The sequence below is a fragment of the Bradyrhizobium sp. SZCCHNRI2009 genome, from assembly GCF_032485115.1.
GTDB lineage: Bacteria > Pseudomonadota > Alphaproteobacteria > Rhizobiales > Xanthobacteraceae > Bradyrhizobium.
Window position 1 is genome coordinate 1 of record NZ_JAUEUH010000004.1, and the last position, 24,875, is coordinate 24,875.

A 24,875-nucleotide genomic window follows, 5' to 3' on the forward strand; every position below is an offset into this window, starting at 1 on the left:
GCTCCGCGTTGACCGTTTCTTTCGAATGCCCATCGCAACCTCCTCATCGAGTGTTGCGACGACCAATTGAATCCGCCTCCCGGCATTCCCCGCGCGATGGTCTTCACGCTTATACGCAGTCTCCCTGGTGCGCCAGGCGTGTTGGCCACCATTGCGCATGATGCTTGCGCATCAGCGCGTGATACCAGCATCGGGGTATCAGGACGCTGCGACTTCACGTCCGCAAGACATCGTTCGTCCGCGTCCTCGTGAGAAGACGCTGCGATCTCTCGCGGCCACCGCTCCCCGCCTCGCGTGTCGTGACGATCGCGCGCAACGCCCCTCCGCAGTGAGGCGGGATGGGCGGATCAAATCATGAATTCCGAAAAATAGCAAGAGTATTATTTTTATCGGAAATAAACGCGCGGTCCTCCCGCGCTCGTCCCGGGCAAGCCGTCAGCGACGCGAAGCCTGGCTGACGGCGCCGACTCGGGACCCATTCGCCGCAGCCGAGGTGGGGCGGCAGATGCCAATGACCAAGCTGCCTCAAACATCGCCCTGGGGGTATGGGTCCCGGCTCAAGGCCGGGACGACACTGTTTTTGTGGCGCCAGCGGTGGTTGGCCACGATCGTTCGTCATGGCCGGGCTTGTCCCGCCTGCGCGGCCGAAGCCGCTTGGGCGCAGCGAAGGCCGGGACAAGCCCGGGCATGCCGAGCAACTAACAACGTGCTCGTAGGAGAGAAGCTCCGCGCCCCGCTCAGTTCGTCTTGGTCACCGGGGCCGTGGCCGGCGCCTGGGACGGTTCGGCGGCGGCCTGCGGGGTGCGGCCGACGACGGCCGTGAGCAGGCCCTGGCTCCAGAGCTGCTTCGCCGCCTTCTTCGCGTCGTCCAGGGTGACGGCGTTGACGATCTCGCTGCGCTTCTCGATGTAGTCGATCGGCATCTTGTCGAGCTGATATTGCAGCATCGCCTGCGCCAGCTTGGAGGAGGTGTCGAGCGCCAGCATCTGCGAGCCGTTGATGTAGGACTTGGCCTCGTCGAGCTCCTGCTGGGTCGGGCCTTCCTCGGCCATGCGGCGGATCTCCTGCTCGACGGCCGCGATGGTCTCGCCGGCGCGGTCGAAGCGGGTGGCGGTGTTGCCGATGAACAGCGCCGAATGATCCATCCACAGCAGCGCGTCGTAGACGGAGTAGGCGAGGCCGCGCTTCTCGCGCACCTCCTTGTAGAGCCGCGACGACAGGCCGCCGCCGCCGAGGATGTGGTTGACCACATAGGCCGCCATGAAGTTCGGGTCGTGGCGGCGGATGCCGGGACCGCCGAAGGTGATCACGGTCTGCGGCACGTCGAGCGGCACGAGCGCGCGCTGCGGCGGCATGGTGGCGACGACGTCGGGCACCGGCGTCAAGGTGGCCTTGGCCGGCAGGCTGCCGAAGGTCTGATCGAGGAGCTTGCCGAGCGTGGCCGGGTCGACGTCGCCGACAACCGCGACCTTCAGCGTGTCCTTGGCGAGCACGCGGCCGACATAGGCCTTGAGATCGTCGACGGTGATCGTCGGCACGCTGTCCAGCGTGCCGTTGGCCGGACGGCCGTAGGGGTGGTTGGGGAAGGCAAGCTCGAGGAACTTGCGGCCCGCCAGCGAGCTCGGATTGGTGGTCTCGCGGCGCAGGCCGGAGATCACCTGCGAGCGGATGCGCTCGACGTCGGCGCTGTCGAAATGCGGCGAGGTCAGCGCGGTGCGCAGCAGCTCGAACGCCTCGTCCTTGTTGTCGCGCAGCATGCGCAGCGAGCCGCGGAATTGATCGCGCGAGATCTGGAAGCTCAGCTCGATGGCGCGGCGGTCGAGCCGCTCGTGGAAGGTCTTGGAGTCGAGATCGCCGGAGCCTTCGTCGAGCAGGTCGGCCACGAGATTGCCGACGCCGGGCTTGCCGACGGGGTCCTGCGAGGCGCCGCCCTGGAACGCATATTCCATCGCGATCAGCGGCACGGTGGCGTCCTGCACGAACCAGGCTTCGATGCCGCCGGGCGACACCAGGCGCTGGATCTTGGTCGCCGCGTGGGCGGCGGGAACGATCGTGAGCGCGGCGGCGCCGACGGCGACAACGCAGGCGAAGCGGCGGGCGAAGGTCATTGTGTTCATCACGACCGCTTCTCCTCGCGCTTGGCCGCATTGTCCTTGATCAGATAGCCGGTGACCGAGCGCTTCTTCTGCAGCCAGGTCTGCGCGGCGGCGCGCACCTGCTCGGCGGTCACGGCACGGATGCGGTCGGGCCAGCTCCGGATGTCCTCGATGCTGAGACCCGTGGTGAGGCCGCCGCCATACCAGCGTGCCATCGTCGCCTGGTTGTCCTGGGCGTAGATCGCCTCGGCGATGAGCTGCGTCTTGACGCGCTCGAGATCCTCCGCGCGCACCGGGTTCTGCGCGATCTCGGCGATGACGCTGTCGACGACAGCCTCGACCTGGGCGAAATCGACGCCCGGACGCGGCGCGACCGCGATCGAGAACTGGCTCGGATCGAGCGACGTGCCCTGATAGGACGCGCTGGCATTGACCGCGAGCGGCTTGTCGACGACCAGCGCACGGTAGAGATAGGAGTTGCTGCCGCTACCCATCAGTTGCGCCAGCACATCCAGCGCGGCCGACTGCCCGGGGGCCGCGGTGGTGGCCGAGGGCACCAGATAGAAGCGGCGCATCGAGGGCTGCTCGACATGCGGGTCGGCCAGCGTGACCGTGCGCGGCGCCACCGGCTCGGGCTCCTGCGGCCGCAACCGGCGCGCGGGGATGTCGGGTTGCGCGGGAATCTTGGCGAAGGTCTGCTCCACGAGCGGGCGCACTTCCTTGGCGTCGGTGTCGCCGGCGATCACCAGGATGGCATTGTTGGGCGCGTAGAAGCGGCGATAGAACGCCAGCGCATCCTCACGGCCGAGCTTCTCGATCTCCGGCCGCCAGCCGATCACCGGGCGGCCATAGGGGTGGTTGACGTACAGCGCCGCCATGATCTGCTCGTTGAGACGGGCTTCCGGCGAGTTGGCGACGCGCATGTTGTACTCTTCGAGCACCACGTCGCGCTCGGGCAGCACGTTCTCGTCCTTCAGCACGAGGCCGGTCATGCGGTCGGCCTCGAACTCCATCATCTTCGGCAATTGATCGCGCGGCACGCGCTGGAAATAGCCGGTGTAGTCGACCGAGGTGAAGGCGTTCTCATTGCCGCCGATCTTCAGCACCGTCTTGGAGAACTCGCCGGCGGGATGCTTCTCGGTGCCCTTGAACATCAGATGTTCGAGGAAGTGCGCCAGGCCCGACTTGCCGGGCGTCTCGTCGGCGGAGCCGACCTTGTACCAGATCATCTGCGTCACCACCGGCGTGCGGTGATCCTGGATCACGACGACCTGCAGGCCGTTGGGGAGGGTGAAGCTGGCGGGGGGCTCGGAGGCGAACGTCGTTTGCGCCGAAGCGCCCGCCGTGAACGCGATGAGGGAGACGAGCGCGGCGGCGACGGGAATGAACCGGTGCGAGGACATCATGATCCTTCTGAAGGCCCGCGGGGAGGGGCGATCGGGTTTGAGCGCAGCATGCTACATCGCGCCGGACGGCGCCCGACGTCACAAAACAGCGACATCGTGCCGCCGCGAGACATTAAATTTCGCTAACGCCAGCGAAGCCGGCATCTCCGGGCGAACGGCTGCCGCCGTCACCGTTCCTTGCCGGTCATGATGTCCAGCTGCTTGCCGCCGATCGGCTCCTGCTTGCCGGTGCCATAGGCATAGCTCGGCGACGGCGTCTGATAGCCCGGCGGCGGCTGGGTCAGGCTCTCGCGCTGCGGCTCGCTGGTGAACGGCTTGGTTTCGCTGTCGCTGCCCTTGAACATGCCGAACAGGCCGCCTTTGAAGCCGAGCTGCGACGGGCTCATCATCGGGTTGTTGGCCACGCCGGGCTGAATCGGCTCAGTCGGCTTGGCGGCGGCCGTCCGCCCCATCTTCATCTCGGCCGGGGTCAGCGGACGGGCCGCATTGACCGGATCCCTGTTTTCCTTCTTGCGCGCGGCGGCCGCGGCCCGGCGTTGCTGCTCGTCGGGGTCCTTCGGCCAGTTTGGCGCGGTCGCCTGCGCCGCGGCGGCGGGCGGCGGCAGATCGAGCTTGGGCGGCACCACCAGGGGCGACCGCTCGCGGTATTCGATGGAGGGCGTCTCCATGTTGGTGCCGCCGAGACCGCGCATCAGATTGTCGATGATCTTCTCTTCGAAGGTCTTGTCGTCTTCCTCGTCGTCCTGGGCACGGGCGGCGCCGGCGGCCATGACGAGGCCAATGCCGAGCGCAACGGCGGACAGCCGCAGGACGCGAATGGCCGCGTGGGTCATGATCCGGCCGCTGACTTCGGTCTTGCGCATGGCTTTCCCTGTCCTCGCTTGTCCAGTGCTCGTGCTCCGACGAACCGGCCGCGACCCACCGATTGCGATCCTCGATTCGACGGGGGGCCGTCCAGGCATCGCGCCGATCTCGAAAACGTGAAGATCATCAGGCTCTTGACCCAGGATCGGCACCGGCCGGTATCGACCCGGATCAGGGCGCTTTTGCGGCGGGGGCCCCGAAGAAGGAGTCATATAGCAGGCCCGCCACCCCGGCAACGATCGCCACGTCGGCCATGTTGAAGATGTACCAGTTGTAAACCGTGCCGCCGATCTGGATGTGGAACAACGCGAAATCGACCACCGCGCCATAGGCCAGCCGGTCGATGCCGTTGCCGATGGCGCCGCCGATGATCAGGCCGAGCGACGCCGTCGCCAGTTTGCTTTCCGCACGCGCCATCCAGATGGCGAGGGCGATCACCGCGACGGCCTTCACCGCCATCAGTCCATATTGCGCCAGCGTGCTCTCACTCTGCAGCCAGCCGAAGCTGATGCCGATGTTCCAGGCGAGGTAGAGGTCGAAGAACGGGGTGATCTTGACGGTGCCGCGGTTGGGCAGGTCGAACACGTACAGCAGCCACAGCTTGGAGGCCTGGTCGATGACCAGGGTGGCGAAGCCGGCGATGAGGCCGAGGCGGAGGCGGGGGGTCATGGGGTGAGCGCGATCATGCCAAGCAACTCGCGGCAAATACCGCTGTCGTCCCGGCGAACGCCGGGACCCATACTGCGTGATGTGTGTTGGCGGAGAAAGTCTGGGTCATCGTCCTTCGTCAACATGAACGCCGGTGGTTATGGGTCCCGGCGTTCGCCGGGACGACAGTTGTGGGTGTCGCGCGATCACGCGTCACATACCGACCCCGAGCGCCTTCCACTCGCGCAGCGCTTGCGCGTCGCGCGGGGAAACGTCCGGGTACTCAGGGTCGTCGCCGACGCTCTCCAGGATCTTCCAGGAACGGGCGCACTTCTTGCCCACGGCCTTCTCGACGACGACCGCCACGCCCGGCACCGCATCGAGCCGGAACGCATCGGCCGGGGCGTCACCCTCACGGACCTCGTAGTTCGAGGTGATGCAGACCTCGGCGAGATCGGTGTCGAACAAGGTGCCGAGCAGCGCGCGGTCGGCGACGTAGATGACCGGCGAGGCTTCGAGCGAGGAGCCGATGGTCTTGGCGGCGCGGGCGAGCTCCAACGCGCCGGTGACGACGCGCCTGACGTTGCGGATCGTCTCCCACTTCGCGGCAAGCGCATCGTCGCGGTATTGGTCCATCGCCTCCGGGAACAGCGTCAGATGCACCGACGGCTCTGCGTCGGGCCTGTACATCCGCCACGCCTCGTCGGTGGTGAAGGAGAGCACCGGCGCCAGCCATTTCAGGACGGCATCGCAGATCAGGTCGATCGCGGTCAGCGCCGCCTTGCGCGCCACCGACGACGGCGGGTCGCAATACAGCGTGTCCTTGCGGATGTCGAAATAGAACGCCGACAGCTCCGTGTTCATGAACGCAGCCAGGCTCGCGATCACGGTCTTGTAGTCGAACGCGGCGTAGGCGCGGCTGATGACCTCGGCCTGCTGCGAGAGCTGATGCAGCATCAAGCGCTCCAGCTCCGGCATGTCGGCAAACGCCACGGCGTCGCTGCGCTTGTAGTGATGCAGGGTGCCGAGCATCCAGCGGATGCTGTTGCGCAGCTTGCGGTAGGTCTCGATGGTGTTCTTGAGGATCTCCGGGCCGATGCGCTGGTCGTCGGCATAGTCGGTGGCGCAGACCCAGAGGCGCAGGATGTCGGCGCCGGACTCCTTGATCACCTTCTGCGGCTCGACGGTGTTGCCGAGCGACTTCGACATCTTGCGGCCGTTCTCGTCGAGCGTGAAGCCGTGCGTCAGCACCACGTCGTAAGGCGCGCGGCCGCGGGTGCCGCAGCTCTCCAGCAGCGACGAGTGGAACCAGCCGCGGTGCTGATCCGATCCTTCGAGATACATCACCGTGTCCCGGCCGCCGTCGACCTTGCGCCTGATGCCGGCGAGGCCGGGGAAGTGCACGGGGTCTTCGAGCACGAAGGCGTGGGTCGAGCCGGAATCGAACCAGACGTCGCAGATGTCGTCGACCTTGTTCCAGTCCTCGTTGGCGCGGGACCCGAGGAAGCGCTCGCGTGCGCCGTCGGCGTACCAGGCGTCGGCGCCTTCCTTGGCGAAGGCCTCAGTGATGCGGGTGTTGACGGTCTCGTCCTGCAGGATCTCGGCGGAGCCGTCGCCGGTCTCGCGCACGAACACGGCGATCGGCACGCCCCAGGCGCGCTGGCGCGAGATCACCCAATCCGGACGGTTGGCGATCATGCCGGTGATGCGGTTCTGGCCGGCGGCCGGCACCCATTGCGTGACCGAGATCGCGCGCAGCGCGCGGGCACGCAGCGTATCCCCGGACTTCGCCTGACCTTGGTCCGCGATGTCCTTGTCCATCGCGATGAACCATTGCGGCGTGTTGCGAAAGATCACCGGCTTCTTGGAGCGCCAGGAATGCGGGTACTGGTGCTTGAGCCGGCCGCGCGCGAGCAGCATGCCGGCATCCGTCAGCGCCTTGATGACGGCCTCGTTGGCGTCGCCCTTCTCGCCCTTGTCGTTGATGACGCGTTTTCCCGTGAAGCCCGGCGCGTGGTCGGTCAGCGCGCCGTTCTCGTCGACGGTGTAGGGGATGGTGGTTGCGATGCCCCGGCCGTCGAGCTCGCGGGCATGCGCCATCCAGACGTCGAAGTCCTCGCGGCCGTGGCCGGGCGCGGTGTGCACGAAGCCGGTGCCGGTGTCGTCGGTGACGTGGTCGCCGGGCAGCAGCGGGACGACGAAATTATAGCCGTCGGCGAGGCCCTTCAACGGGTGCGCGCATTCGACGGCGTCGAGCGTGTCGCCGGGGATGTCGCGCAGCTTGTTGTAGCTCGTGACGCGCGCCTGCTTGAAGACGCTGTCGGCCAGCGCGTCGGCCATGATCAGCTTGTCACCGGCCTTGGCCCAATTGTCTGCCGGCGCGTCCGCGACCTCATAGAGGCCGTAGGCGATCTTCGGCGAGAACGAGATGGCGCGGTTGCCGGGCAGGGTCCAGGGCGTGGTGGTCCAGATCACCACCGAGGCGCCCGCGAGCGCGCCATGCGCCGGCGACGTCACCGGAAACTTCACCCACACCGTGTCGGACTGATAGTCCTCGTACTCGACCTCGGCCTCGGCGAGCGCGGTCTTCTCGACCACGCTCCACATCACCGGCTTGGAACCGCGATACAGCGTGCCGTTGGCGGCGAACTTCATCAGCTCGCGGGCGATCTGCGCCTCGGCCGGATAGGTCATGGTGGCGTAGGGATGGTCCCAGTCGCCGATCACGCCGAGCCGCTTGAACTCCTCGCGCTGCACGTTGAGCCAGTGGTCGGCATAGGCGCGGCATTCCTTGCGGAACGCGACCATGGCGGCGGAGTCGCGGAAGTCGGGCTTGGTCTTGCCCTTCTTGCGGTAGTTCTCCTCCTCGATCTTCCACTCGATGGGCAGGCCGTGGCAGTCCCAGCCGGGCACGTAGTTGGAATCGTGGCCGAGCATCTGCTGGCTCTTGGTCACGACGTCCTTGAGGATCTTGTTCAGCGCGTGCCCGATGTGGATGTTGCCGTTGGCATAGGGCGGGCCATCGTGCAGGACGAATTTCGGCCTGTTCTTGGCGGTGTCGCGCAGCTTGCCGTAGAGGTCGATGTCGCTCCAGTATTTCAGGATCTCCGGCTCGCGCTGCGGCAGGCCGGCGCGCATCGGGAATTCCGTCTGCGGCAGGTAGAGGGTCTTGGAATAGTCCTTGGCGTCGGATTTTTGGGCGTCGGGCTTTTGCGGCTTTTCGGACATCGTGATCTGGCTGGCTGAGAGATGAGGCGCTGAGACGCGATTTCCATCGCGGGCGGCGGAACGAGCAGAGACATCCCGGTCTTGCGCCGAGCTCAAAGCTCAGGCGGAAGCCGGGCCGCTAATGCCGATGATGCGCCGTATCAACATGGGGCCTCCTCATAGCAGCCGGACTGCGGAATCGCAAAGCGATCCTGCGGCAGCAGCGCTACGGGATCGTCGTTCAGCGTCATTCCGGGGCGATGCGCCAGCATCGAACCCGGAATCTCGAGATTCCGGGTTCGGCCCTGGCGGGCTGCCCCGGAATGACGTCACCGATGGAGCAGGAGGATCAGCCGATCTCGCCGAGCCGGGGGAAAAGGCCGGGATGGGCAGCCAGCAAAGCGCGGGCCCTGGCGCTGTCGTCGTCCATCTGCCGGATCAGGGCCTCGATCGAGCTGAATTTGGCCTCCTCGCGGATGAAGCCGATGAAGGCGACGTCCAGGACCTCGCCATAGAGGCTGTCCTTGAAGTCGAACAGGAAGGTCTCGAGCAGCGGCGCGCCGTTGTCGAAGGTCGGCCGGCGGCCGAAATTGGCGACGCCGTCGATCAGCACCCGCTCAGCGCCGCGGCCGCGGCCGACCCGGACGGCATAGATGCCGTGGCGCAGCCCGCAATCGCGATCGAGCCGCATGTTGGCGGTGGGGTAGCCGAGATCGCGGCCGCGCTTCTCGCCGTGGATGACCTCGGAGCTCACGAACCAGGGGCCGCCGAGCATCGCGGTCGCCTCGCTGACCTGGCCCTCCGCCAGCGCTTCGCGGATCGCGGTGGAGGACACCGGCCGCTCGTCGATGTCGACATGGGCCTGGATGTCGACCTCGATGCCGAGCTTGGGGGCCTCGTTGGCGAGCAGGCTGGGCGAGCCGACGCGGCCCTTGCCGAAATGAAAGTCGTAGCCGACCGCGATTCCGGCGATCCCGAGCCGCCCGATCAGGTCATGGTGAATGAAATCCTGCGCCGAGGTCTGGGCGCGGGCCTTGTCGAAGGCCATGACCACGGCGCCGGCAAGGCCGGTTCCGGCCAGGAGTCGCAGCTTGGCGGTCTCGTCGGTCAGGCGGAACTGCGGGGTGTTGGGGCTGAAGAAGCGCCGCGGATGCGGCTCGAAGGTCAGCGCCAGCGCTGGGCGCCCCTTGGCCTTGCCCATCTCGATCGCCGCCTCGATCACGGCCCGGTGACCGAGATGGACGCCGTCGAAATTGCCCATCGCCACCACCGCGCCCTTGAGGATGTCCGACGGCGGGGTGGAATCGCGGATGATCTTGAAATCGGGCATGTGACGGAAATATCTCGCGGATTTCGGTGGGCTACCGGCGGACGGTGGTTGCCGTGACGGTGGGCGGCCGGCCCCGCGAAGTCAAGCCGAAGGGGTTCCTCCGCTCATGCAGCGCAGCAATAGCGACATGCAGCCGCAGCGCAGTTAACGCGCTGTTTAACGGCTGATGCTACTGCTGAAAGCGGATGGCGGGGTCGGTTACGACCCGTGCCGCATGAGCTTTTTTGTAACAGTCTGCGCGTTGTGTTCGCGTCTGGGGGAGTCAAGATGGCGGTTGATTTGACGATGCCGGTGCTCGTCGTCGACGATTACAGCACCATGATCCGTATCATCAGGAATCTTCTCAAGCAGATCGGTTTCGAGGACATCGACGATGCCAGCGACGGCTCGATGGCCCTCAACAAGATGCGCGCCAAGAAATACGGCCTCGTGATCTCCGACTGGAACATGGAGCCGATGACCGGCTACGACCTGCTCCGCGAGGTCCGCGCCGATCCGAACCTGGCGACCACGCCGTTCATCATGATCACGGCGGAATCCAAGACCGAGAACGTGATCGCGGCCAAGAAGGCCGGCGTGAACAACTACATCGTCAAGCCGTTCAATGCCGCGACCCTGAAGACCAAGATCGACGCGGTGTTCCCGGACATGGCAACGGCCTGACGCCCGCCTGATCCACTCCAACGAAAGACGCCCGGCACTCGGCCGGGCGTTTTGCGTTTCAGGATCCGTTCACCACTTCAATTCGCGCATCAGGGCGCGCGGCGGATGGCCGAACAGCTCCTTGATAGAGGCCGGGTCGAGCTGCTCGACGCCGGCGAACTCCTCGGAATGGATGCCGCGGGTCACGAACAGGCAGTCGATGCCGAAGCCGTGCGCGCCGGCGAGATCGGTTCGGACGGAATCGCCGATCGCCAGCACCTCCTCGCGCGCGACCGGCCGGCCGGCGTGCTGCTCGGCCAGCATCATGGCCCGCTCGTAGATTGGCCGGTGCGGCTTGCCGTAGAAGATCACCTCGCCGCCGAGCTCGCGATAGAGCTCGGCGATGGCGCCGGCGCAGTAGATCAGCCGGTCGCCGCGCTCGACCACGATGTCCGGATTGGCGCAGATCAGCGGCAGCTTGCGCTCGCGGGCGCGCAGCAGCATCGGCCGGTAGTCCTCGGCGGTCTCGGTCTCGTCGTCGTAGAGGCCGGTGCAGATGATGTAGGACGCTTCTTCGAGCGGCGACAGCGCCAGGTCGAGACCGCGATGAATGGAATTGTCGCGCTCGGGGCCGAGCCAGAACACCTTGCCGCCGGGATGATCGGCCACGTAGTGGCGGGTCAGGTCGCCGGAGGAGACGATGGCGCTGTAGACCTCGTCGGCGACGCCGAGCTTGCGCAACTGGCGCTGGACCGAATCGGCCGGCCGGGGTGCGTTGGTGATCAGGATCACCGTACCGCCCTGGCGGCGAAAGTGGTGCAGCGCGTCGCAGGCGTCGGGGAAGGACTCGAGCCCGTTATGGACCACGCCCCAGATGTCGCTCAGCAGCACCTGCTTGCGGCCGACCAGATCGCGCAGCCGCTCTTCGAAGCGGAGAACGGTCATGGCAGCCGGCTGATCTCAGAGGGTCCCGGCGGCACGGCGGGCGAGGGCGGCATTGCCGCTGCGCGTCGGAGCATTGGTGTGTGACGCGTCGAGAGAGGTGGTGCCGGCGGCATTGGGGTCCTGAATCTTGATGTCCTGCCCGCCCGATGGGCCGGCGGCGGCCTCGCCGGTAGCAGATGCGCCCTCGGGTCGCAATGGGCGGGGCGGCGCGAACAGGAAGCCCTGGCCGAAGCGGACGTCGTAGTCGAGCAGGTCGACGACGCTGTTCTCACCTTCGATCCGCTCGGCGATCAGGTCGATGCCGAAGCGGCCCAGCAGATCGGAGAGATCGGTCGGGTGAATGTCGGAGGCCGAGCTTTGCTTCGGGTCGAGCAGCAGCGCGGCCGGGACCTTGATGAAGCGGACTCCGCGATCGGCGAGCTCGCGCGGCTCGAACCGGAGGTCGGTGACATGGTCGATCGAGAAGCGGTAGCCGCGCTGTGCCAGGGCCGCGAGATGCTCGGTCCCGGTCGGACCGAGGCTGCGAAGGGTCGACTGCTTGAATTCGAGCACGAAGGACGGCGCCAGGGCGCGATTCGCTTCGAGGAAATCGAGGCATTGCGAAAAGTTTGCAGGGCTGCTGAGCGTCGCCGAGGAGATGTTGCAGAAGATGCCGACGTCCTTGTTGCGAACCATCAGGCGGCGCAGCACCTGGACGCAGCGAAGCAGAACCATGTGGTCGATGCGCCCGACCAGGCCGGCGGCTTCCGCGATGCCGATGAAGTCCTCGGCCGCGACCACCTGGTCGCGCTCGTCGCGAAGCCTGGTCACCGCCTCGTAGAAGCGCACCTTGCGCTGTGGCAGCGTCACCAGCGGCTGCAGATAGATGTCGAGGCGGTTGTCCTCGATCGCGCCTTTGACGGCGGCGAGGATCTGCGGCTGGCTGCGCGGCACGGCCGTGACCGCCGGGGCCTGCGGTTTGGGCGGCAGGGGGGCGGCAGCCGGTGCCGCGCTGAACGTGCCGGAGGTCTCGGCCACCTTCTGCTCGACGCCGCGCGACGGCAGCGCGTTCATCTCGAGCGCGCCGCTGGAGGAAGCGGTCGCCGGGAGCGGGCGATCGGCGTCGCGAACCGTGCCGGCCCCAGCTCCCGGCGGTGTTGCCGGCGGGATGGCCGCGATCAGGTCCTCGTGCTGGGCCACGGTGACGGCGAGCTGCTTCATCAGTCCGCCGAGCTCGTTGATCTCGCCGATGACCCCTTGCAGGCGATCGGCGCTGACCGAGCTCGACGACACGATGCGTCCCTCTACCGCCGACAGGCGGCGGCCGAACTCGGCGACCTGACGCGCGAGGTCGGCGGTGCCGCGCGACAGATCGGCGATCTGGCTGCCGATGTCGGTGCGGTCGCGCAGTCGCATCGACACGGCATTGTAGAGAATCAGGAACGTCAGTGCGGCGAGCGCGACGATCGCGGATTCCGAGCCACTGATACCGGCCACCGAATACAGGATCAGGCCGAGCGAGGCCGCGACCAGAACCATACAAATGGCAACGAAAATCGTGGAGATACGGATCATGCTTGGCGACGCTCCCAACCGAACGCAACCTTAGCACTTCTGTTGATTCGCGAGGATAGTGGGCGGGATTCAAATACCGGGAGACGCCGATGATTTCTCGTCTGCGTGTCATTTACGCAAGTTCACGTGGGAAAGCGGAGTGTCATCGTAGTGTCGCGGGTCCGTAGAACGCCGGAGGAAGCGCTTCGCGGATTCCAGACATGTTTAGACATGCGCGCGGTGCCATGAGCTGATCAACGCGTGTTGCTTAGCAGCTCAATCGAGCCGGTGATTCTTCGATGTCCGTCGAACCGCGCCTGCCGCTGTCCGGGCGGGCTCACGTGCTGCGGTGACGCCGGCGCAGGGCGGCCACGCCGAGCAGCAGTGCCGCAACGGCGACACCGACGGGTACGTTGATCCGTCCGAGTGCGCCCGCAACTCCGCTCGCGTGATTCGTGGAGGTCGATGACGGTGCCAAGGGGATGGTGTCGGGATCGATCTCGTCCGCGTCGGGTTCCCGGGCCACGGGCGCTGCGATCGCCACGCGCAGCCGGCTGGAGAGCGACGGATAGTGCGGCGAAGGGCTGCGGAGCTTCACTGCCGCGACGATCGCGCAGATCGCCGCCAGCGCGATCAGGATGCCGCCGACAACCGCGAACGCGGTGAACAGGCCGTAGGTCATTTCCACCCAGCGGAACAGCGCGGTCAATCCGACGATGCAGGCGGCGATCAGGAAGATGCCCGCGGTGGCGAACAGCCCGGCGGCGACGGCGTAGGACGTCACCGTTCCGGTGGCCTGCCGGGCGCGATCCCGAATGTAGGATTGGGTGGCGCGCTTGACGCGGTTGAGCCTCTGTTCGAGCCCCAATCGCAGCAGCTCTCCTGGCGGTGCAAGCATGCGCGTCCTCCGACAATCCGCTCGCCGCGCGCAAACCGCCGGCTCGCGACATGAACGTGGAGGATTTGCGAAGGTTCCCGGCAATCAGGCGTGCCGTTCTGCGGCAATCCTTGCAGGGCAAGCTATTTGCGATCGGGGATGCTCTCCCACACGCCGGGTAGGAGCGGACTTCATAAGGTGATGGCGGCGCATGACCAATGCGGAGCCAGAGCGAGACCGTATGAATAGCTATGCCAACCAACGTTATTCCGGGGCAAGGCCGCAGGCCTTGAACCCGGAATCCCGATATTGTCTCGCGTCCCTTCCCAACAAGTACGAGATTCCGGGTTCAATCGCCAACGCGTGGCCGCGTTGACGATTGCCCCGGAATGACCGCTGCTGGGAAGCAGTCCAGATAAGGAAATGGCGGCCACCGGGGCCGCCATTGTTGTTGGCTGACGATGTCCGCGCGCGGCTTACGCCACGGCCTTGATGACCTTGCCGACCTTCTCGATGATTTCGCCGACCTGATCCTCGCTGACGATCAGCGGCGGGGTCAGCGCCAGCGTGTCACCGGCGATGCGCAGCATCAGGTCGTTGTTGTGGAAGGCGGTCTCCATCGCGGAGTAGCCGCGCTTGCCAGCCGCGTCGGGCAGCGGCGCGAGGTCGATGCCGGCGGTGAGACCAACCGTGCGGATGTCCAGCACGTTGGGCAGGCCCTTGAGCGACATCACGGCGTCGGCGAATTTCGGCTCGATCGCGCGGGCGTGCTCGAACAGCTTGTCGTCGCGATAGATGTCGAGCGTGGCGAGGCCGGCCGCGCAGGCGATCGGATGCGCCGAGTAGGTGTAGCCGTGGGTGAACTCCACCATGTGCTCGGGGCCGCTCATGAAGGCGTCGTGGATGGTGTCGCGCACCAGCACGCCGCCCATCGGTGCCGCGCCATTGGTGACGCCCTTGGCGAAGGTGAGAAGGTCAGGCGTCACGCCGTAGCGCTCGGCGGCGAAGGCGTAGCCGAGGCGGCCGAAGCCGGTGATGACCTCGTCGAAGATCAGCAGGATGCCGTGCTTCTGGGTGATCTCGCGCAGCCGCTTGAGATAGCCCTTCGGCGCCGGGATCACGCCGGTCGAGCCGGCCATCGGCTCGACGATCACGGCGGCGATGGTGTTGGCGCCGTGCAGGTTGACGAGGTTCTCGAGCTCGTCGGCGAAGTGCGCGCCATACTCCGGCTCGCCCTTGGTGAAGGCCTGCTTCTCGCGGTCATAGGTCGCGGGGATGTGGTCGACGCCGGTCAGCAAGGTGCCGAACAGCTTGCGGTTGTTGACGATGCCGCCGACCGAGGTACCGCCGAAGCCGACGCCGTGATAGCCGCGGACGCGGCCGATCAGGCGGGTGCGGCTGCCCTGGCCGTTGATCTGGTGATAGGCGAGCGCCATCTTCAGCGCGGTGTCGGCTGCCTCCGAGCCGGAGTTGCAGAAGAACACGTGGTCGAGGCCGGCGGGCGCGAGATCAGCGATGCGGTTGGCCAGCTCGAACGCCTGGGGAATGCCGAACTGGAACGGCGGTGCGTAGTCGAGCGCCGCGGCCTGCTGGCCGATCGCCTCGGCGATCTGGCTGCGGCCGTGACCGGCGTTGCAGCACCACATGCCGGCGGCGGCGTCGATGATCTTGCGGCCATCGACGGTGATGTAGTGCATGTCCTTGGCACCGGCGAGCAGGCGCGGGTTCTTCTTGAAGGCGCGGTTCGCGGTGAACGGCATCCAATGCGCGGCAAGATCATTCGGAACGGTGACGGCGGGGCGGGGGCTCTTGTCCAGCATGGGGACCTCTCGGACGGTTGTGCGACGGCGGCAGCATGATCCGGAAAGGTGGCGAACCGGTGCCAGAAAAGCTTGCCGAAACGGATCGTGCTTGATGGGCCTGAATGCGTGCGCCGACGTTGTCAGCCGCTGATCCGGGCCGCCGCCAAGCTATCAGCTTCGCGGACGGACGGAAATGTCAAAGGTCCAGCGTTCCCGCTGCCCTGGTGAGCGGATTCTGCACAGCAGCAGCAGATTGTGCCGCATATTGGAAGTCGCTGCGTCATTTCGCGCCAACCGCGCCGGTGTGCCTCGGGCAGCCGCGTCTCAGACGAGATCGCGCGCGGTGATCCAGAACACCTCGCCCTCGGAGTCCTCGGTGTCGAGCCAGAGCAGCGGCAGGTCGGGATAGGCCGCCTCGATCTGCGGACGGTCGCGCCCGACCTCGCACAACAACCCTCCCTCCGCAGTCAGGTGGTCGCGCGCCTGGCTGAGGATGCGATGGATGATGTCGAGCCCGTCGGTGCCGCCGTCGAAGGCCAGCGTCGGCTCGGCGCGGCATTCCCGAGGCAGGCCGGCCATGCCCTCGGCGTCGACATAGGGCGGGTTGGTGATGATGAGATCGTAACGGCGCTGGCTGAGCGGTGCGAACAGGTCACCGCGGTGCAGCGAGATGCGCTCGCCGAGGTCGTAGTCGGCGACGTTCTTCGCCGCAACGGCGAGCGCATCCTTGGAGATGTCGACGGCGTCGATCACCGCATTGGGGAAGTGGCGGCTGGCCAGGATCGCCAGGCACCCAGAGCCGGTGCAGAGGTCCAGCACGCTGTCCACGGCCAGCGGATCGTCGATCAGCGAGGTGCCGTCGGCTTCGGCGCCGCCGAAATGCGTCTCCAGCAGCTCGCCGATGAACGAGCGCGGCACGATGACGCGCTCGTCGACGTAGAACGGCAGGCCGCGCATATAGACCTTGTTGACCAGATAGGCCGCCGGCTTCCTCGTGGTGATTCGCGCCGTGATCAGGTCGAGGATCGTCTTGCCTTCGGCCGCGGTGACCCGGGCCGTGACGAAGCTCTCGAACTGATCGGGGCGCAGATGCAGCGCCTCGCCGATCAGGAAGGCGGCCTCCGACACCGGATCGGTGGTGCCGTGCGCAAACACCAGATCGGCGTTCTGGAAGCAGCTCACCGCGTAGCGCAGGTAGTCGAGCAGGCTCGCCAGCTCGCCCGCATTGACCTTCGGGAGCTTCGGCGCCGCCGCCTTGCGCGGTGCTGCCGTCTTGACCTTCTTCGCCATCACGACTTCCAGCGCGCCGCGGCGGCATCGTCGTGGCTCTTGGCCTCGACCCAGCTGCTGCCGTTCTCGGTTTCCTCGCGCTTCCAGAACGGCGCGTTGGTCTTGAGATAATCCATCAGGAACTCAGCCGCCTCGAACGCCGCCTGACGGTGGCTGGATGCGGTCACCACCAGCACGATGTTCTCGCCCGGCCGTATCCGGCCGAAGCGGTGAATCACGGTCATGCCCTGCAGCGGCCAGCGCGCCATCGCCTGCTCGGCATGGCGCATGATCTCGGCTTCCGCCATCCCTGGATAGTGCTCGAGCGTCAGTGCGCTGATCGGCGTGTCATGGTCGTTGCCGCGGCACAGGCCGGAGAAGCTGACGACGGCGCCGATGTCGGTGCGGCCATGGCTGAGGGCTGCGATCTCGGCCGCGGTGTCGAAATCCTCTTGCTGCACGCGGACGGTGACGATCGCGGTCATGGACAGATATTCCGTTACGTCAGCCGCCGGTCATCGGCGGGAAGAACGCGATCTCGCGGGCGCCGGCGATGGCCGCATCCGGCTGCACATGAGTCTGGTCGATCGCGGTGCGGATCACCTTCGGCCTCTCGAACGCATAGGCGTAGCCCTCGCCGCGCGTGGTGAGCCAGGCGATCAGCTCGCTGACCGTGCGCACGTCCGCCGGCGGCTCGATCGTCTCCTCGGCCTTGCCGACGCGCTCGCGCACCCAGGCGAAATACTTCACCTTCATCGCGAGTCCGCCTCGATGAGGTGGTGGATGCCGGCGCGGAAATAGTCGTAGCCGGTGTAGATGGTGAAGACCGCCGACAAGCCGAGCAGCCAAATTCCGATCCCGCTCACGATCGGGCCAACGGCCGTCGAGATCTGGGCGACCGCCGCATCGCCGGCCTCGCCCGCGAGCAGGAAGCCGATTGCCACCAGTTGCATCGTGGTCTTCCATTTGGCGACCTTGGTCACCGGCACCGAGACGCGCAGCGCGGCGAGATATTCGCGCAGGCCCGACACCAGGATTTCGCGGCACAGGATCACGATGGCCGCCCACAGCGACCAGTTCTGGATGGTGCTGTCGGCGGCCAGCATCAGCAGGCAGGAGGCGACCAGAAGCTTGTCGGCGATCGGATCGAGCATACGGCCGAATGCCGATTGCTGGTTCCAGATCCGCGCGAAATGACCGTCGAGATAGTCGGTGATCCCAGCCGCAATGAACACTGCGACGGCGACCCAGCGGAGCCACAAAGGATACATCCAGACCGACTGCGCGTAGATGCAGCCGACCACGACCGGTATCGCGGCGATGCGCGTATAGGTCAGGATGTTCGGCAGGGACGTCGACGTCTTGCTGGGCACGCGTGTGGTCGCAATATTCATCCGGTGTACCAATACTGCCGCCGTTCGGACGTCAACCTCCGAGCCGAGCCGCTTCGGCAGGATGACGCAGATATGACGCGAATCGCAACGAAGTCTTGCGGAGATAGGAACTCTTGCGCATGCGGCAACGCGACCCGCAACGCTTCATTAAGCAACCGGACGCGGTCGCGCCAGTGCGCAGATCGGCGGGCGCGACGCACGGCTGGGACCTTGTTGCGGTGCAGTGACGGCTGCGCGAAGGCTTGAGCGAAAGCCTCAGATCGCCTCCGCGCCATGCACCGCGCACCAATGCGCCTGGCGTTCCGCGAACACGCGGTCGCGGACATAGCCCAGCGTCTCCTCGTCCAGGGTCTCGATGACGTCCAGGCTGAACGCCTCCGCGCCGTGGGCGGTCCAGGCCGCCTGCAGGCCGCCGCGGCGATGGCCGCCCTGGCGCAGGGTGAACCAGAGGCGGTTCTGGATCTTGTCGAGGTCCGGCGCGCAGCCGATCCAGCGCTCGCCGGTGGCGGCGCAGGTCACGGCGAAGATGCCGGCGGGGGTCTTGCGTTCCTTGTAGGCGGCCACAGCCGCCTTGCGTTGATCGGGGGTCATGATGGGGTTCCGGATTTTCATCCGGGTGTATATCTGATAATTACGCCCGGGTAAAATAATTTCTTCACCCGCACCTGAGGATGGCCAAGCCCGCAGCCCCTCCACGTCATTCCGGGGCGCGCTATGCGCGCCCCGGAATGACGTGGAGGGAGCCGGGCTCAAGTTGGATCGCAGCGCGGACTTTCGCCGGATCGGCGAGCTGGGCTCAGGTCGCGTTGCTGTGGAAGTATTCAAAAATCTTGCGCGCGCTCTCCGCGCTCACGCCCGGCACCTTGCCGAGATCGGCGATCGAGGCGCGTTCGATCTCCTTCAGGGTGCCGAAATGGTGCAGCAGCGCGCGCTTGCGCGACGGGCCGATGCCGGGGATCTCCTGCAGGCCGGCCTCGCGGATGTCCTTCTTGCGCAGCTTGCGGTGCGAGCCGATGACGAAGCGATGTGCCTCGTCGCGCAGCCGCTGGATGAAATACAGCACGGGGTCGCGCGGCTCGAGCTTGATCGCCTCCCGCTCCGGGATGAACAGCGTCTCGCGGCCGGCGTCGCGATCGGGGCCCTTGGCGACCGACATCAGCGCGACATTGGTGACGCCGAGCTCGGTGAAGATCTCGCGGACGGCATTGAGCTGGCCGCGGCCGCCGTCGATGATGACGAGGTCCGGCCATTGCGGCACGTCGTCCTCCTTGGCCGCGCGGGCGACATCCTTCTCCGACGGTGACACCAGCCGCTTGAAGCGGCGCTGCAGCACCTCCTTCATCATCGCGTAGTCGTCGCCGGGCGTCAGCCCTTCCGACTTGATGTTGAACTTGCGGTACTGGTTCTTCATGAAGCCGTCGGGGCCGGCGACGATCATCGCGCCGACCGCGTTGGTGCCCTGGATGTGGCTGTTGTCGTAGACCTCGATGCGCTTCGGGACCTGCGGCAGACCGAGCGTCGTCGTCATCGCCTCCAAGAGGCGGCTCTGCGTTGCGGTGTCCGCGAGCTTGCGGCCCAGCGCCTCGCGCGCATTGGTCAGCGCATGGATGACGAGGTCCTTCTTCTCGCCGCGCTTCGGGCAGGACACCTCGACCTTGTGGCCGGCCTTGACGCACAGCGCCTCGGCGAGCAACTCGGCTTCCTCGATCTCGTGCGACAGCAGGATCAGCTTCGGCGGCGGCTTGTCGTCGTAGAACTGCGTGATGAACGCCGACAGCACCTCCTCCGGCAGATAGCTCTTCTCCGCGCGCGGGAAGTAGGCGCGGTTGCCCCAGTTCTGCCCGGTGCGGAAGAAGAACACCTCGACGCAGGAATAGCCGCCCTCCTGGTGGATGGCGAACACGTCGGCTTCCTCGACCGTGCGCGGATTGATGCCCTGCTGCGAGGAGATCGCCGACAGCGCCGCGAGGCGGTCGCGATAGACGGCGGCAGTCTCGAATTCGAGCTCGCCCGACGCCTTCTCCATTTCGGCCGCCAGCAGCGCCTTCACCGCCTGGCTGCGTCCGGACAGGAAATCGGTCGCCTCGCGCACCAGCTCGGTGTAGCCGGGGAAGTCGATCTCCTGGGTGCAGGGCCCGGCGCAGCGGCGGATCTGGTGCAGCAGGCAGGGGCGGGTGCGGCTCTCGAAGAACGAGTCGGTGCAGGAGCGGATCAGGAAGGCGCGCTGCAGCGCCGTGATGGTGCGGTTGACGGCACCGGCCGAGGCGAACGGACCGAAATAGCGCCCCGGCCTGGACTGCGCGCCGCGGTGCTTGAGGATCTGCGGCGCCCAATGGTCGCCGGTGATGAGAATATAGGGAAACGACTTGTCGTCGCGCAGCTGCACGTTGAAGCGCGGCTTGAGCTGCTTGATGAGGTTCGCCTCCAGCAGCAGCGCCTCGGTCTCCGTGGTGGTGGAGACGATCTCGACCGTCACGGTGGCTGCGATCATGCGCAGGATGCGCGCCGGCAGCGGCGCGTTGGCACGCGCATAGGACGACAAGCGCTTTTTGACGTTCTTGGCCTTGCCGACATAGAGCACGTCGTGCGCCGCGTTGAGCATGCGGTAGACGCCCGGCGAGGTCGGCGCCAGCCGCACCGCGTTCTCGATCGCCGCGTGGCCGATCGCAAGCGGACCTTCGCCGACCGCCTCCAGGCTCTCCTCGGCCAGCTCCGGCAGCCGGCCGTCATCGTCCTCGTCCGCAGCCGCGAGATCGAGATCGGGCGTATCGATGGCCTCGGGTGGCAGGTCGGCCGTCGCGCCACGCCGGCTCGGGGGCGTCGGCGCCTTGGGTGGATCGGAGCTGTGGGTGGTCATGTCCGCAAACTAAGCGCTGCCGCGCCGTCTCGCCAGCTTGCGATGGCGCCATGCACAGGGCAGGGCGGTAACGCTTCGTTAAGCACGTTAATGGCCGGGTAACCCGGCTTAACAACGGCTTAACCTAAAACTCTCGATAAATGCTCACGAAAGAAGCGAGAGTTCCGTAACCACGCCGGCCCGCGCACCACAGTCGAGCGGCGCAGGCTCCGGCGGGGTGACGGCGAGTGGCGTGGAGTGAGCGATGAACAGGTTCTTGGTCGGTGCTGCCGCCGCGGCGGGCTTGGGCGCGGCGGCTCTCGGATCGGTCTCGGCGCAGGCGGCGGATCTCGGCTACGGGCGCGGCGCGCCCTATACCGTGAACCAGCCCCTCAACGCCTACAGCTGGGCCGGGCCCTATCTCGGCGGCACGCTGGGCTATGAATGGGGCACCGTCGGCAACAACCCGACCAAGCCGTCCGGTCTCACCGGCGGCCTGACCGCGGGTTACAATTGGCAGAACGGCCCGTGGGTGTTCGGCGCCGAGGGCGACATCAACCTGACCGGCGCCAACGACACCTTCGCGCCGTGGAAGTTCTCGAACCCGTGGTTCGGCACATTGCGCGGCCGCGCCGGCTACGCCTTCAACAACATCCTGTTCTACGGCACCGGCGGCCTCGCCTTTGGCGGCCTGCGCGCCGAGACCTTCGGTCTTTCGGAATCGCACACCACGGTGGGCTGGACGCTCGGTGCCGGCACCGAGTTCGGTCTGGCACAGAACTGGACCGCCAAGATCGAGTATCTCTACGTCGATCTCGACAGCAGCAATTTCGTGATCACGGGGGCGAAGAACGACTATCGGTTTGGAATTGTGCGCGCAGGCATCAACTTCCACTTCTGATGGCAACGAGGGAATAGGAAGAAGAAACGTCCAACGACAACCTCCCGGCCGCTCGCGTGGCCGGGATTTTTTTGTCGGAGCGCTCTGTGCAATCTGGAGACGTGCATCATTGCGCGCGGCCTGCACGTACGAGCCGGCAATGCTGTGCACGCGAGCAGGCGCTGCCGACAGCTTCCAAACCAGCGAAGAGGTGGCGTCGAGGCGCGCCCGGCTGCAATCATGCCGGCGCGTGAACCACCGCCAGGCGGGCTCGCCCTAAGACGACAGCACCAGGTTCACCGCTTTCGGGCCCTTGCCCTTCTTGTCCGGCTCGACCTCGAAGCTGATCCGCTGTCCTTCGGTCAGGTCCTTCAGGCCCGCGCGCTCCACCGCCGTGATGTGCACGAACACGTCGCGTCCACCGTCGTCCGGCTTGATGAAGCCGTAGCCGCGTTCGCCGTTGAAGAACTTGACCGTCCCAGTCATGGCCATCGGGAAACTCCTCCCCCGCAATGCTTCCTCCACTGCGCGCCCTGCGCAGCGTCCGACCGGACATCACTTTGATCGGAAAGCGTTGGCCACCTTAACGCCCAGCGCTCGCCGCGCCGGATCGCCGGATCTTGTTAGGCCTTGATCACCCCGCCGCAACCATTCGCGGAAGCGGAACGTAAAGCCAGTCTTACAATCGGACACAATAATACGGTTCCGCGCCGATTGACTACGGCTTTTCGACCAGTCGCCGTTTCAAGCTTTGGGGAATTCGAGTCGGAAGCGCGCCGCGCCGCCCTGGCCGAGGGGCTTCTGCAGTTCCTGCAGGATGAGCTTCAGCTCGTCATGCAATGTCCAGGGCGGGTTGACGATCAGCAGCCCGGTCGAGGTGAGCGCCTCGCCTTCGATCTGCGGCGCAACACTGAACTCGATCCGCAGCACCTTGCCCGGCGGCTTGGCCGCGGCTGCGAGCGCCGCGACACGATCGCTCAGCTCTTCCGTCGCACGCCGGCTCTTGGCGGGATACCACAGCACGTAGATACCGGTGGTCCACTTCGCGAAGGCCTCGGCGAAGCGATCGGCGAGCCGCTCGAACTCATCCTTCGCCTCGAACGCCGGATCGATCAGCACCACGCCCCGGCGCTCGTTCGGCGGCACGAAGGCGGGCAGGGCGACCCAGCCGTCGAGATCGACGACACGGGCCTGGGTGTCGCGGCGCAACTGATCGATCAACTGCTTGCGGGGGATCGGCGCGAGCTCGCACAGGGTCATGCGGTCCTGCGGCCGCAGCAGCGCGCGCGCGATCAGCGGCGAGCCGGGATAGGCGACCAGCTCGGCCTTGGGATTGAACGATCGGACGATATCCAGATAGGGCTGGACCAGCGCATAGGCCTGATCGGACAGCCGCGCCTGCAGCACGCGGGCGATGCCGGTGAGGTACTCGCCGCTGCGCGTCGCCTCGTCGCCGGTGAGGTCATACAGGCCGGCGCCGGCATGGGTGTCGATCACCCGGAACGCGGCGGGCTTCTCCTGGAGGTAGACCAGGATGCGCGTCAGCACGATGTGCTTGATGACGTCGGCGAAGCCGCCGGCGTGGAAGGCATGTCGGTAGTTCATGCCATCCGGTTACGCCGTTCCGCGTCAAAAGGGTACCCCGTCGATGCGCCGGATGCCCTCCGGAGAGCCGCGGATGAGCGCCGCCGCAGGAGGCGCCGCAGGCCGACGCGCTGCGTCGCCCCGATTCGCAGCCGCTAGCCGCCGCGGACCGGCGGCATGTTGACCTCGTCGCGCCGGCAGGCCTGCCGGTCGATCTCGTCGCAGTTGCGAAACTCCAGATCCTTCGACAGACAGATCCGGACCTCGCTCAGCCTGGTGCGATTGCAGGTGACGGCAATGCCCGATGTCGTGAGCTTGGGGTTGGCCTTGATGAAGGCCTCCTCGATCGCCGCTGGCGCCACCGTCTTGGCCTCCGCGAGATCGAGGAATTCCGGGGGGATCTTGATGGCGGCGCGGGCCTTGCGGATGGCTTCGAAATAGGCCTTCGCCGACACGCCGGCGCAGGTGCCGTGCTTGTCCCACTCGTTGTAGATCAGGCCCGGCGCCGGCATCAGGTCGAGCATCGAGGTCATGATGTTGCGCGGCAGGCGCGGCGCCGGCTGCTCGCAATATTCGGGGTAGCCGTTCTCGTATTGCGGCCACAGCCCGTGCACGACGAACGAGTACGGTCGGCCGCTGCATTGCTGGGACCGGCTGCCGCGACCGCCGCGCTCCTCGGCTTCGGCGCAGTACGAGGGCGACCACGACAACGAGAGAACGTAGAAGTCGAACGCGCCCGGCGCATTCTGGCGGCGGTCCTGCGCCTCGGCGGCGCCAGCCGTGAGCACGCCGAGCAAGAGGGCAAAGCAGGCGATCGTTCTGGACAACAGGACGGCAGGTCGGCACAGGCAATCGAACATGGCGTACTCCCCGGACAATGCCAGGAGCCTACCAGTGCGCTGGAACATTTCAAGAACAAAAATGGCTGCCCCGAGGCAGCCATTCGTCAGCCGGCCGCCCGCGCGAGCGGCCGATACGCCGGGAAAGGCGAATCAGGGCTTGGCGGCGCGGCAGGCCGGATTGAAGGCCCAGTTGCGATCGAGGCCGACGACGCAGAACTCGACGCCCTGGTCATAGCCGGCGAAGCCGCCATCCTCGATGATCGAGAAGTTGACGGTGCGCGCCTTGCCGTCGCTGATCATCACGCTGCCGGTGCAGAAGCGACGCGGAATGTTGTCGGACTGCCAGGGCCGGAAGGCGATCTCATGGACATTGGCGACGCCGGTGATCGTCAGCGAGGAATTCCAGAAGGTGCTCTCCTTGTCCTGGAATCGCGAGACGATGGTCGGAATGGCCGCCTCGCAAGGCGCGACCCGGCCTTCATATTTCGGACCGGACAACCAGAAGTTCATCTCGAGCGGGTTGGCGGCCTGAGCCGGGGCGGTGGCGACGATGGCGGCAAGCAGCGCGCCACAGGCGGCGCCGAACATCTTGAAAGGTGAGCTGAAGTCGCGCATGGGCCGTCCGCAAGGCTGATCCGGGAGCGTGGACCGTGCCGCGGCGGCCACAGGAGGTCAAGTGCAACGCGGCAACACTCCACGATTAGTCCTGTTAACGCGAGG

The 24,875-nt window shown here is 66.4% G+C and carries 22 protein-coding genes; 2 read left to right on the forward strand and 20 right to left on the reverse strand.

The features are described 5' to 3' along the window. Window positions 1–737: 737 nt before the first annotated feature. The 6 genes from QX041_RS15160 to QX041_RS15185 all read right to left on the reverse strand — a co-directional run bounded on the left by QX041_RS15160 (window position 738) and on the right by QX041_RS15185 (window position 9,551). Window positions 738–2,117 carry a pitrilysin family protein gene (locus tag QX041_RS15160; protein ID WP_316165826.1) on the reverse strand — a complete coding sequence of 460 codons (1,380 nt, stop codon included), beginning with the start codon at window positions 2,115–2,117 and terminating at the stop codon, window positions 738–740. Continuing rightward, window positions 2,117–3,502: a pitrilysin family protein gene (locus QX041_RS15165; protein WP_316165827.1), complete on the reverse strand. Its 1,386-nt coding sequence runs from the start codon at window positions 3,500–3,502 to the stop codon at window positions 2,117–2,119. Before QX041_RS15165 ends, QX041_RS15160 begins: the two co-directional genes overlap by 1 nt. Before the next feature lie 167 nt (window positions 3,503–3,669). Beyond that, window positions 3,670–4,335, reverse strand: coding sequence for a hypothetical protein (locus QX041_RS15170; RefSeq protein WP_315713662.1), 666 nt, complete (start codon window positions 4,333–4,335; stop codon window positions 3,670–3,672). A gap of 202 nt (window positions 4,336–4,537) precedes the next feature. Then, the gene (gene lspA, locus QX041_RS15175) at window positions 4,538–5,035 is read right to left on the reverse strand and encodes a signal peptidase II (RefSeq protein WP_315713617.1); all 498 of its coding nucleotides are present in this window, start codon (window positions 5,033–5,035) and stop codon (window positions 4,538–4,540) included. A 192-nt stretch (window positions 5,036–5,227) separates the two neighbouring features. Continuing rightward, window positions 5,228–8,242 carry an isoleucine--tRNA ligase gene (gene ileS / locus QX041_RS15180; protein WP_316165828.1) on the reverse strand — a complete coding sequence of 1,005 codons (3,015 nt, stop codon included), beginning with the start codon at window positions 8,240–8,242 and terminating at the stop codon, window positions 5,228–5,230. Between the two features lie 328 nt (window positions 8,243–8,570). Next, the gene (locus QX041_RS15185) at window positions 8,571–9,551 is read right to left on the reverse strand and encodes a bifunctional riboflavin kinase/FAD synthetase (protein WP_316165829.1); all 981 of its coding nucleotides are present in this window, start codon (window positions 9,549–9,551) and stop codon (window positions 8,571–8,573) included. 267 nt (window positions 9,552–9,818) lie between these two features. Between QX041_RS15185 and QX041_RS15190 the strand changes: the two genes are divergently transcribed. Next, a complete protein-coding gene (locus QX041_RS15190) occupies window positions 9,819–10,214 on the forward strand; it encodes a response regulator (RefSeq protein WP_006613531.1) in 396 nt (131 codons plus the stop codon). Window positions 10,215–10,283: 69 nt separating this feature from the next. Here QX041_RS15190 and QX041_RS15195 read toward each other — a convergent pair whose 3' ends face one another. The 10 genes from QX041_RS15195 to uvrC form a co-directional block, all read right to left on the reverse strand. After that, window positions 10,284–11,138 (reverse strand): TIGR01459 family HAD-type hydrolase, encoded by an 855-nt coding sequence (locus QX041_RS15195; protein ID WP_315713614.1) that lies wholly within the window; start codon window positions 11,136–11,138, stop codon window positions 10,284–10,286. Window positions 11,139–11,153: 15 nt separating this feature from the next. After that, window positions 11,154–12,692 carry an EAL domain-containing protein gene (locus tag QX041_RS15200; RefSeq protein WP_315754467.1) on the reverse strand — a complete coding sequence of 513 codons (1,539 nt, stop codon included), beginning with the start codon at window positions 12,690–12,692 and terminating at the stop codon, window positions 11,154–11,156. A 316-nt stretch (window positions 12,693–13,008) separates the two neighbouring features. Further along, a complete protein-coding gene (locus tag QX041_RS15205; RefSeq protein ID WP_315825376.1) occupies window positions 13,009–13,569 on the reverse strand; it encodes a phage holin family protein in 561 nt (186 codons plus the stop codon). 455 nt (window positions 13,570–14,024) lie between these two features. Beyond that, entirely contained in the window at window positions 14,025–15,368 is a 1,344-nt protein-coding gene (locus QX041_RS15210; RefSeq protein WP_315754462.1) for an aspartate aminotransferase family protein, read from the reverse strand. 306 nt (window positions 15,369–15,674) lie between these two features. Continuing rightward, entirely contained in the window at window positions 15,675–16,640 is a 966-nt protein-coding gene (prmB, locus tag QX041_RS15215; protein ID WP_315825375.1) for a 50S ribosomal protein L3 N(5)-glutamine methyltransferase, read from the reverse strand. Next, window positions 16,640–17,104, reverse strand: a complete 465-nt coding sequence (locus tag QX041_RS15220) for a molybdenum cofactor biosynthesis protein MoaE (protein WP_316165831.1) — start codon at window positions 17,102–17,104, stop codon at window positions 16,640–16,642. Before QX041_RS15220 ends, prmB begins: the two co-directional genes overlap by 1 nt. A 19-nt stretch (window positions 17,105–17,123) precedes the next feature. Continuing rightward, window positions 17,124–17,375 carry a molybdopterin converting factor subunit 1 gene (moaD, locus tag QX041_RS15225; protein WP_315754458.1) on the reverse strand — a complete coding sequence of 84 codons (252 nt, stop codon included), beginning with the start codon at window positions 17,373–17,375 and terminating at the stop codon, window positions 17,124–17,126. Continuing rightward, the gene (gene pgsA / locus QX041_RS15230; RefSeq protein WP_315754456.1) at window positions 17,372–18,013 is read right to left on the reverse strand and encodes a CDP-diacylglycerol--glycerol-3-phosphate 3-phosphatidyltransferase; all 642 of its coding nucleotides are present in this window, start codon (window positions 18,011–18,013) and stop codon (window positions 17,372–17,374) included. The genes moaD and pgsA overlap by 4 nt, the downstream gene beginning before the upstream one ends. 255 nt (window positions 18,014–18,268) lie before the next feature. Continuing rightward, window positions 18,269–18,604 (reverse strand): GIY-YIG nuclease family protein, encoded by a 336-nt coding sequence (locus QX041_RS15235; protein ID WP_315713606.1) that lies wholly within the window; start codon window positions 18,602–18,604, stop codon window positions 18,269–18,271. 205 nt (window positions 18,605–18,809) lie between these two features. Then, the gene (gene uvrC / locus QX041_RS15240; protein WP_316165833.1) at window positions 18,810–20,870 is read right to left on the reverse strand and encodes an excinuclease ABC subunit UvrC; all 2,061 of its coding nucleotides are present in this window, start codon (window positions 20,868–20,870) and stop codon (window positions 18,810–18,812) included. A 244-nt stretch (window positions 20,871–21,114) separates the two neighbouring features. On the opposite strand from uvrC, the gene QX041_RS15245 reads away from it, so the two are divergent. Continuing rightward, window positions 21,115–21,750, forward strand: coding sequence for a porin family protein (locus QX041_RS15245; protein ID WP_315713602.1), 636 nt, complete (start codon window positions 21,115–21,117; stop codon window positions 21,748–21,750). A gap of 255 nt (window positions 21,751–22,005) precedes the next feature. Here the strand turns inward: QX041_RS15245 and QX041_RS15250 are convergent, their stop codons facing one another. From QX041_RS15250 to QX041_RS15265, 4 genes are all read right to left on the reverse strand, one after another. Next, entirely contained in the window at window positions 22,006–22,221 is a 216-nt protein-coding gene (locus QX041_RS15250) for a cold-shock protein (protein ID WP_006612991.1), read from the reverse strand. A gap of 252 nt (window positions 22,222–22,473) precedes the next feature. Next, window positions 22,474–23,334 (reverse strand): 23S rRNA (adenine(2030)-N(6))-methyltransferase RlmJ, encoded by an 861-nt coding sequence (locus QX041_RS15255; protein WP_316165834.1) that lies wholly within the window; start codon window positions 23,332–23,334, stop codon window positions 22,474–22,476. 134 nt (window positions 23,335–23,468) lie between these two features. Further along, window positions 23,469–24,173 carry a ribonuclease T2 gene (locus tag QX041_RS15260; RefSeq protein WP_315754447.1) on the reverse strand — a complete coding sequence of 235 codons (705 nt, stop codon included), beginning with the start codon at window positions 24,171–24,173 and terminating at the stop codon, window positions 23,469–23,471. Window positions 24,174–24,305: 132 nt separating this feature from the next. Continuing rightward, on the reverse strand, window positions 24,306–24,770 hold the full coding sequence (locus QX041_RS15265; RefSeq protein ID WP_315713599.1) for a hypothetical protein: 465 nt from the start codon (window positions 24,768–24,770) through the stop codon (window positions 24,306–24,308). Window positions 24,771–24,875: the final 105 nt, after the last annotated feature.

Excerpts from the sequence above, each read along its gene's own strand:
- prmB (WP_315825375.1), bottom strand. The coding sequence starts at position 16,640 with ATGGCGAAGAAGGTCAAGACGGCAGCACCGCGCAAGGCGGCGGCGCCG.
- QX041_RS15185 (WP_316165829.1), bottom strand. The coding sequence starts at position 9,551 with ATGCCCGATTTCAAGATCATCCGCGATTCCACCCCGCCGTCGGACATC.
- QX041_RS15220 (WP_316165831.1), bottom strand. The coding sequence starts at position 17,104 with ATGACCGCGATCGTCACCGTCCGCGTGCAGCAAGAGGATTTCGACACC.
- QX041_RS15210 (WP_315754462.1), bottom strand. The coding sequence starts at position 15,368 with ATGCTGGACAAGAGCCCCCGCCCCGCCGTCACCGTTCCGAATGATCTT.
- QX041_RS15255 (WP_316165834.1), bottom strand. The coding sequence starts at position 23,334 with ATGAACTACCGACATGCCTTCCACGCCGGCGGCTTCGCCGACGTCATC.
- QX041_RS15205 (WP_315825376.1), bottom strand. The coding sequence starts at position 13,569 with ATGCTTGCACCGCCAGGAGAGCTGCTGCGATTGGGGCTCGAACAGAGG.
- QX041_RS15165 (WP_316165827.1), bottom strand. The coding sequence starts at position 3,502 with ATGATGTCCTCGCACCGGTTCATTCCCGTCGCCGCCGCGCTCGTCTCC.
- QX041_RS15195 (WP_315713614.1), bottom strand. The coding sequence starts at position 11,138 with ATGACCGTTCTCCGCTTCGAAGAGCGGCTGCGCGATCTGGTCGGCCGC.
- QX041_RS15160 (WP_316165826.1), bottom strand. The coding sequence starts at position 2,117 with ATGAACACAATGACCTTCGCCCGCCGCTTCGCCTGCGTTGTCGCCGTC.
- uvrC (WP_316165833.1), bottom strand. The coding sequence starts at position 20,870 with ATGACCACCCACAGCTCCGATCCACCCAAGGCGCCGACGCCCCCGAGC.
- QX041_RS15170 (WP_315713662.1), bottom strand. The coding sequence starts at position 4,335 with ATGACCCACGCGGCCATTCGCGTCCTGCGGCTGTCCGCCGTTGCGCTC.
- QX041_RS15235 (WP_315713606.1), bottom strand. The coding sequence starts at position 18,604 with ATGACCCCCGATCAACGCAAGGCGGCTGTGGCCGCCTACAAGGAACGC.
- QX041_RS15245 (WP_315713602.1), top strand. The coding sequence starts at position 21,115 with ATGAACAGGTTCTTGGTCGGTGCTGCCGCCGCGGCGGGCTTGGGCGCG.
- pgsA (WP_315754456.1), bottom strand. The coding sequence starts at position 18,013 with ATGAATATTGCGACCACACGCGTGCCCAGCAAGACGTCGACGTCCCTG.
- ileS (WP_316165828.1), bottom strand. The coding sequence starts at position 8,242 with ATGTCCGAAAAGCCGCAAAAGCCCGACGCCCAAAAATCCGACGCCAAG.
- QX041_RS15265 (WP_315713599.1), bottom strand. The coding sequence starts at position 24,770 with ATGCGCGACTTCAGCTCACCTTTCAAGATGTTCGGCGCCGCCTGTGGC.
- moaD (WP_315754458.1), bottom strand. The coding sequence starts at position 17,375 with ATGAAGGTGAAGTATTTCGCCTGGGTGCGCGAGCGCGTCGGCAAGGCC.
- QX041_RS15200 (WP_315754467.1), bottom strand. The coding sequence starts at position 12,692 with ATGATCCGTATCTCCACGATTTTCGTTGCCATTTGTATGGTTCTGGTC.
- QX041_RS15190 (WP_006613531.1), top strand. The coding sequence starts at position 9,819 with ATGGCGGTTGATTTGACGATGCCGGTGCTCGTCGTCGACGATTACAGC.
- QX041_RS15260 (WP_315754447.1), bottom strand. The coding sequence starts at position 24,173 with ATGTTCGATTGCCTGTGCCGACCTGCCGTCCTGTTGTCCAGAACGATC.
- QX041_RS15250 (WP_006612991.1), bottom strand. The coding sequence starts at position 22,221 with ATGGCCATGACTGGGACGGTCAAGTTCTTCAACGGCGAACGCGGCTAC.
- lspA (WP_315713617.1), bottom strand. The coding sequence starts at position 5,035 with ATGACCCCCCGCCTCCGCCTCGGCCTCATCGCCGGCTTCGCCACCCTG.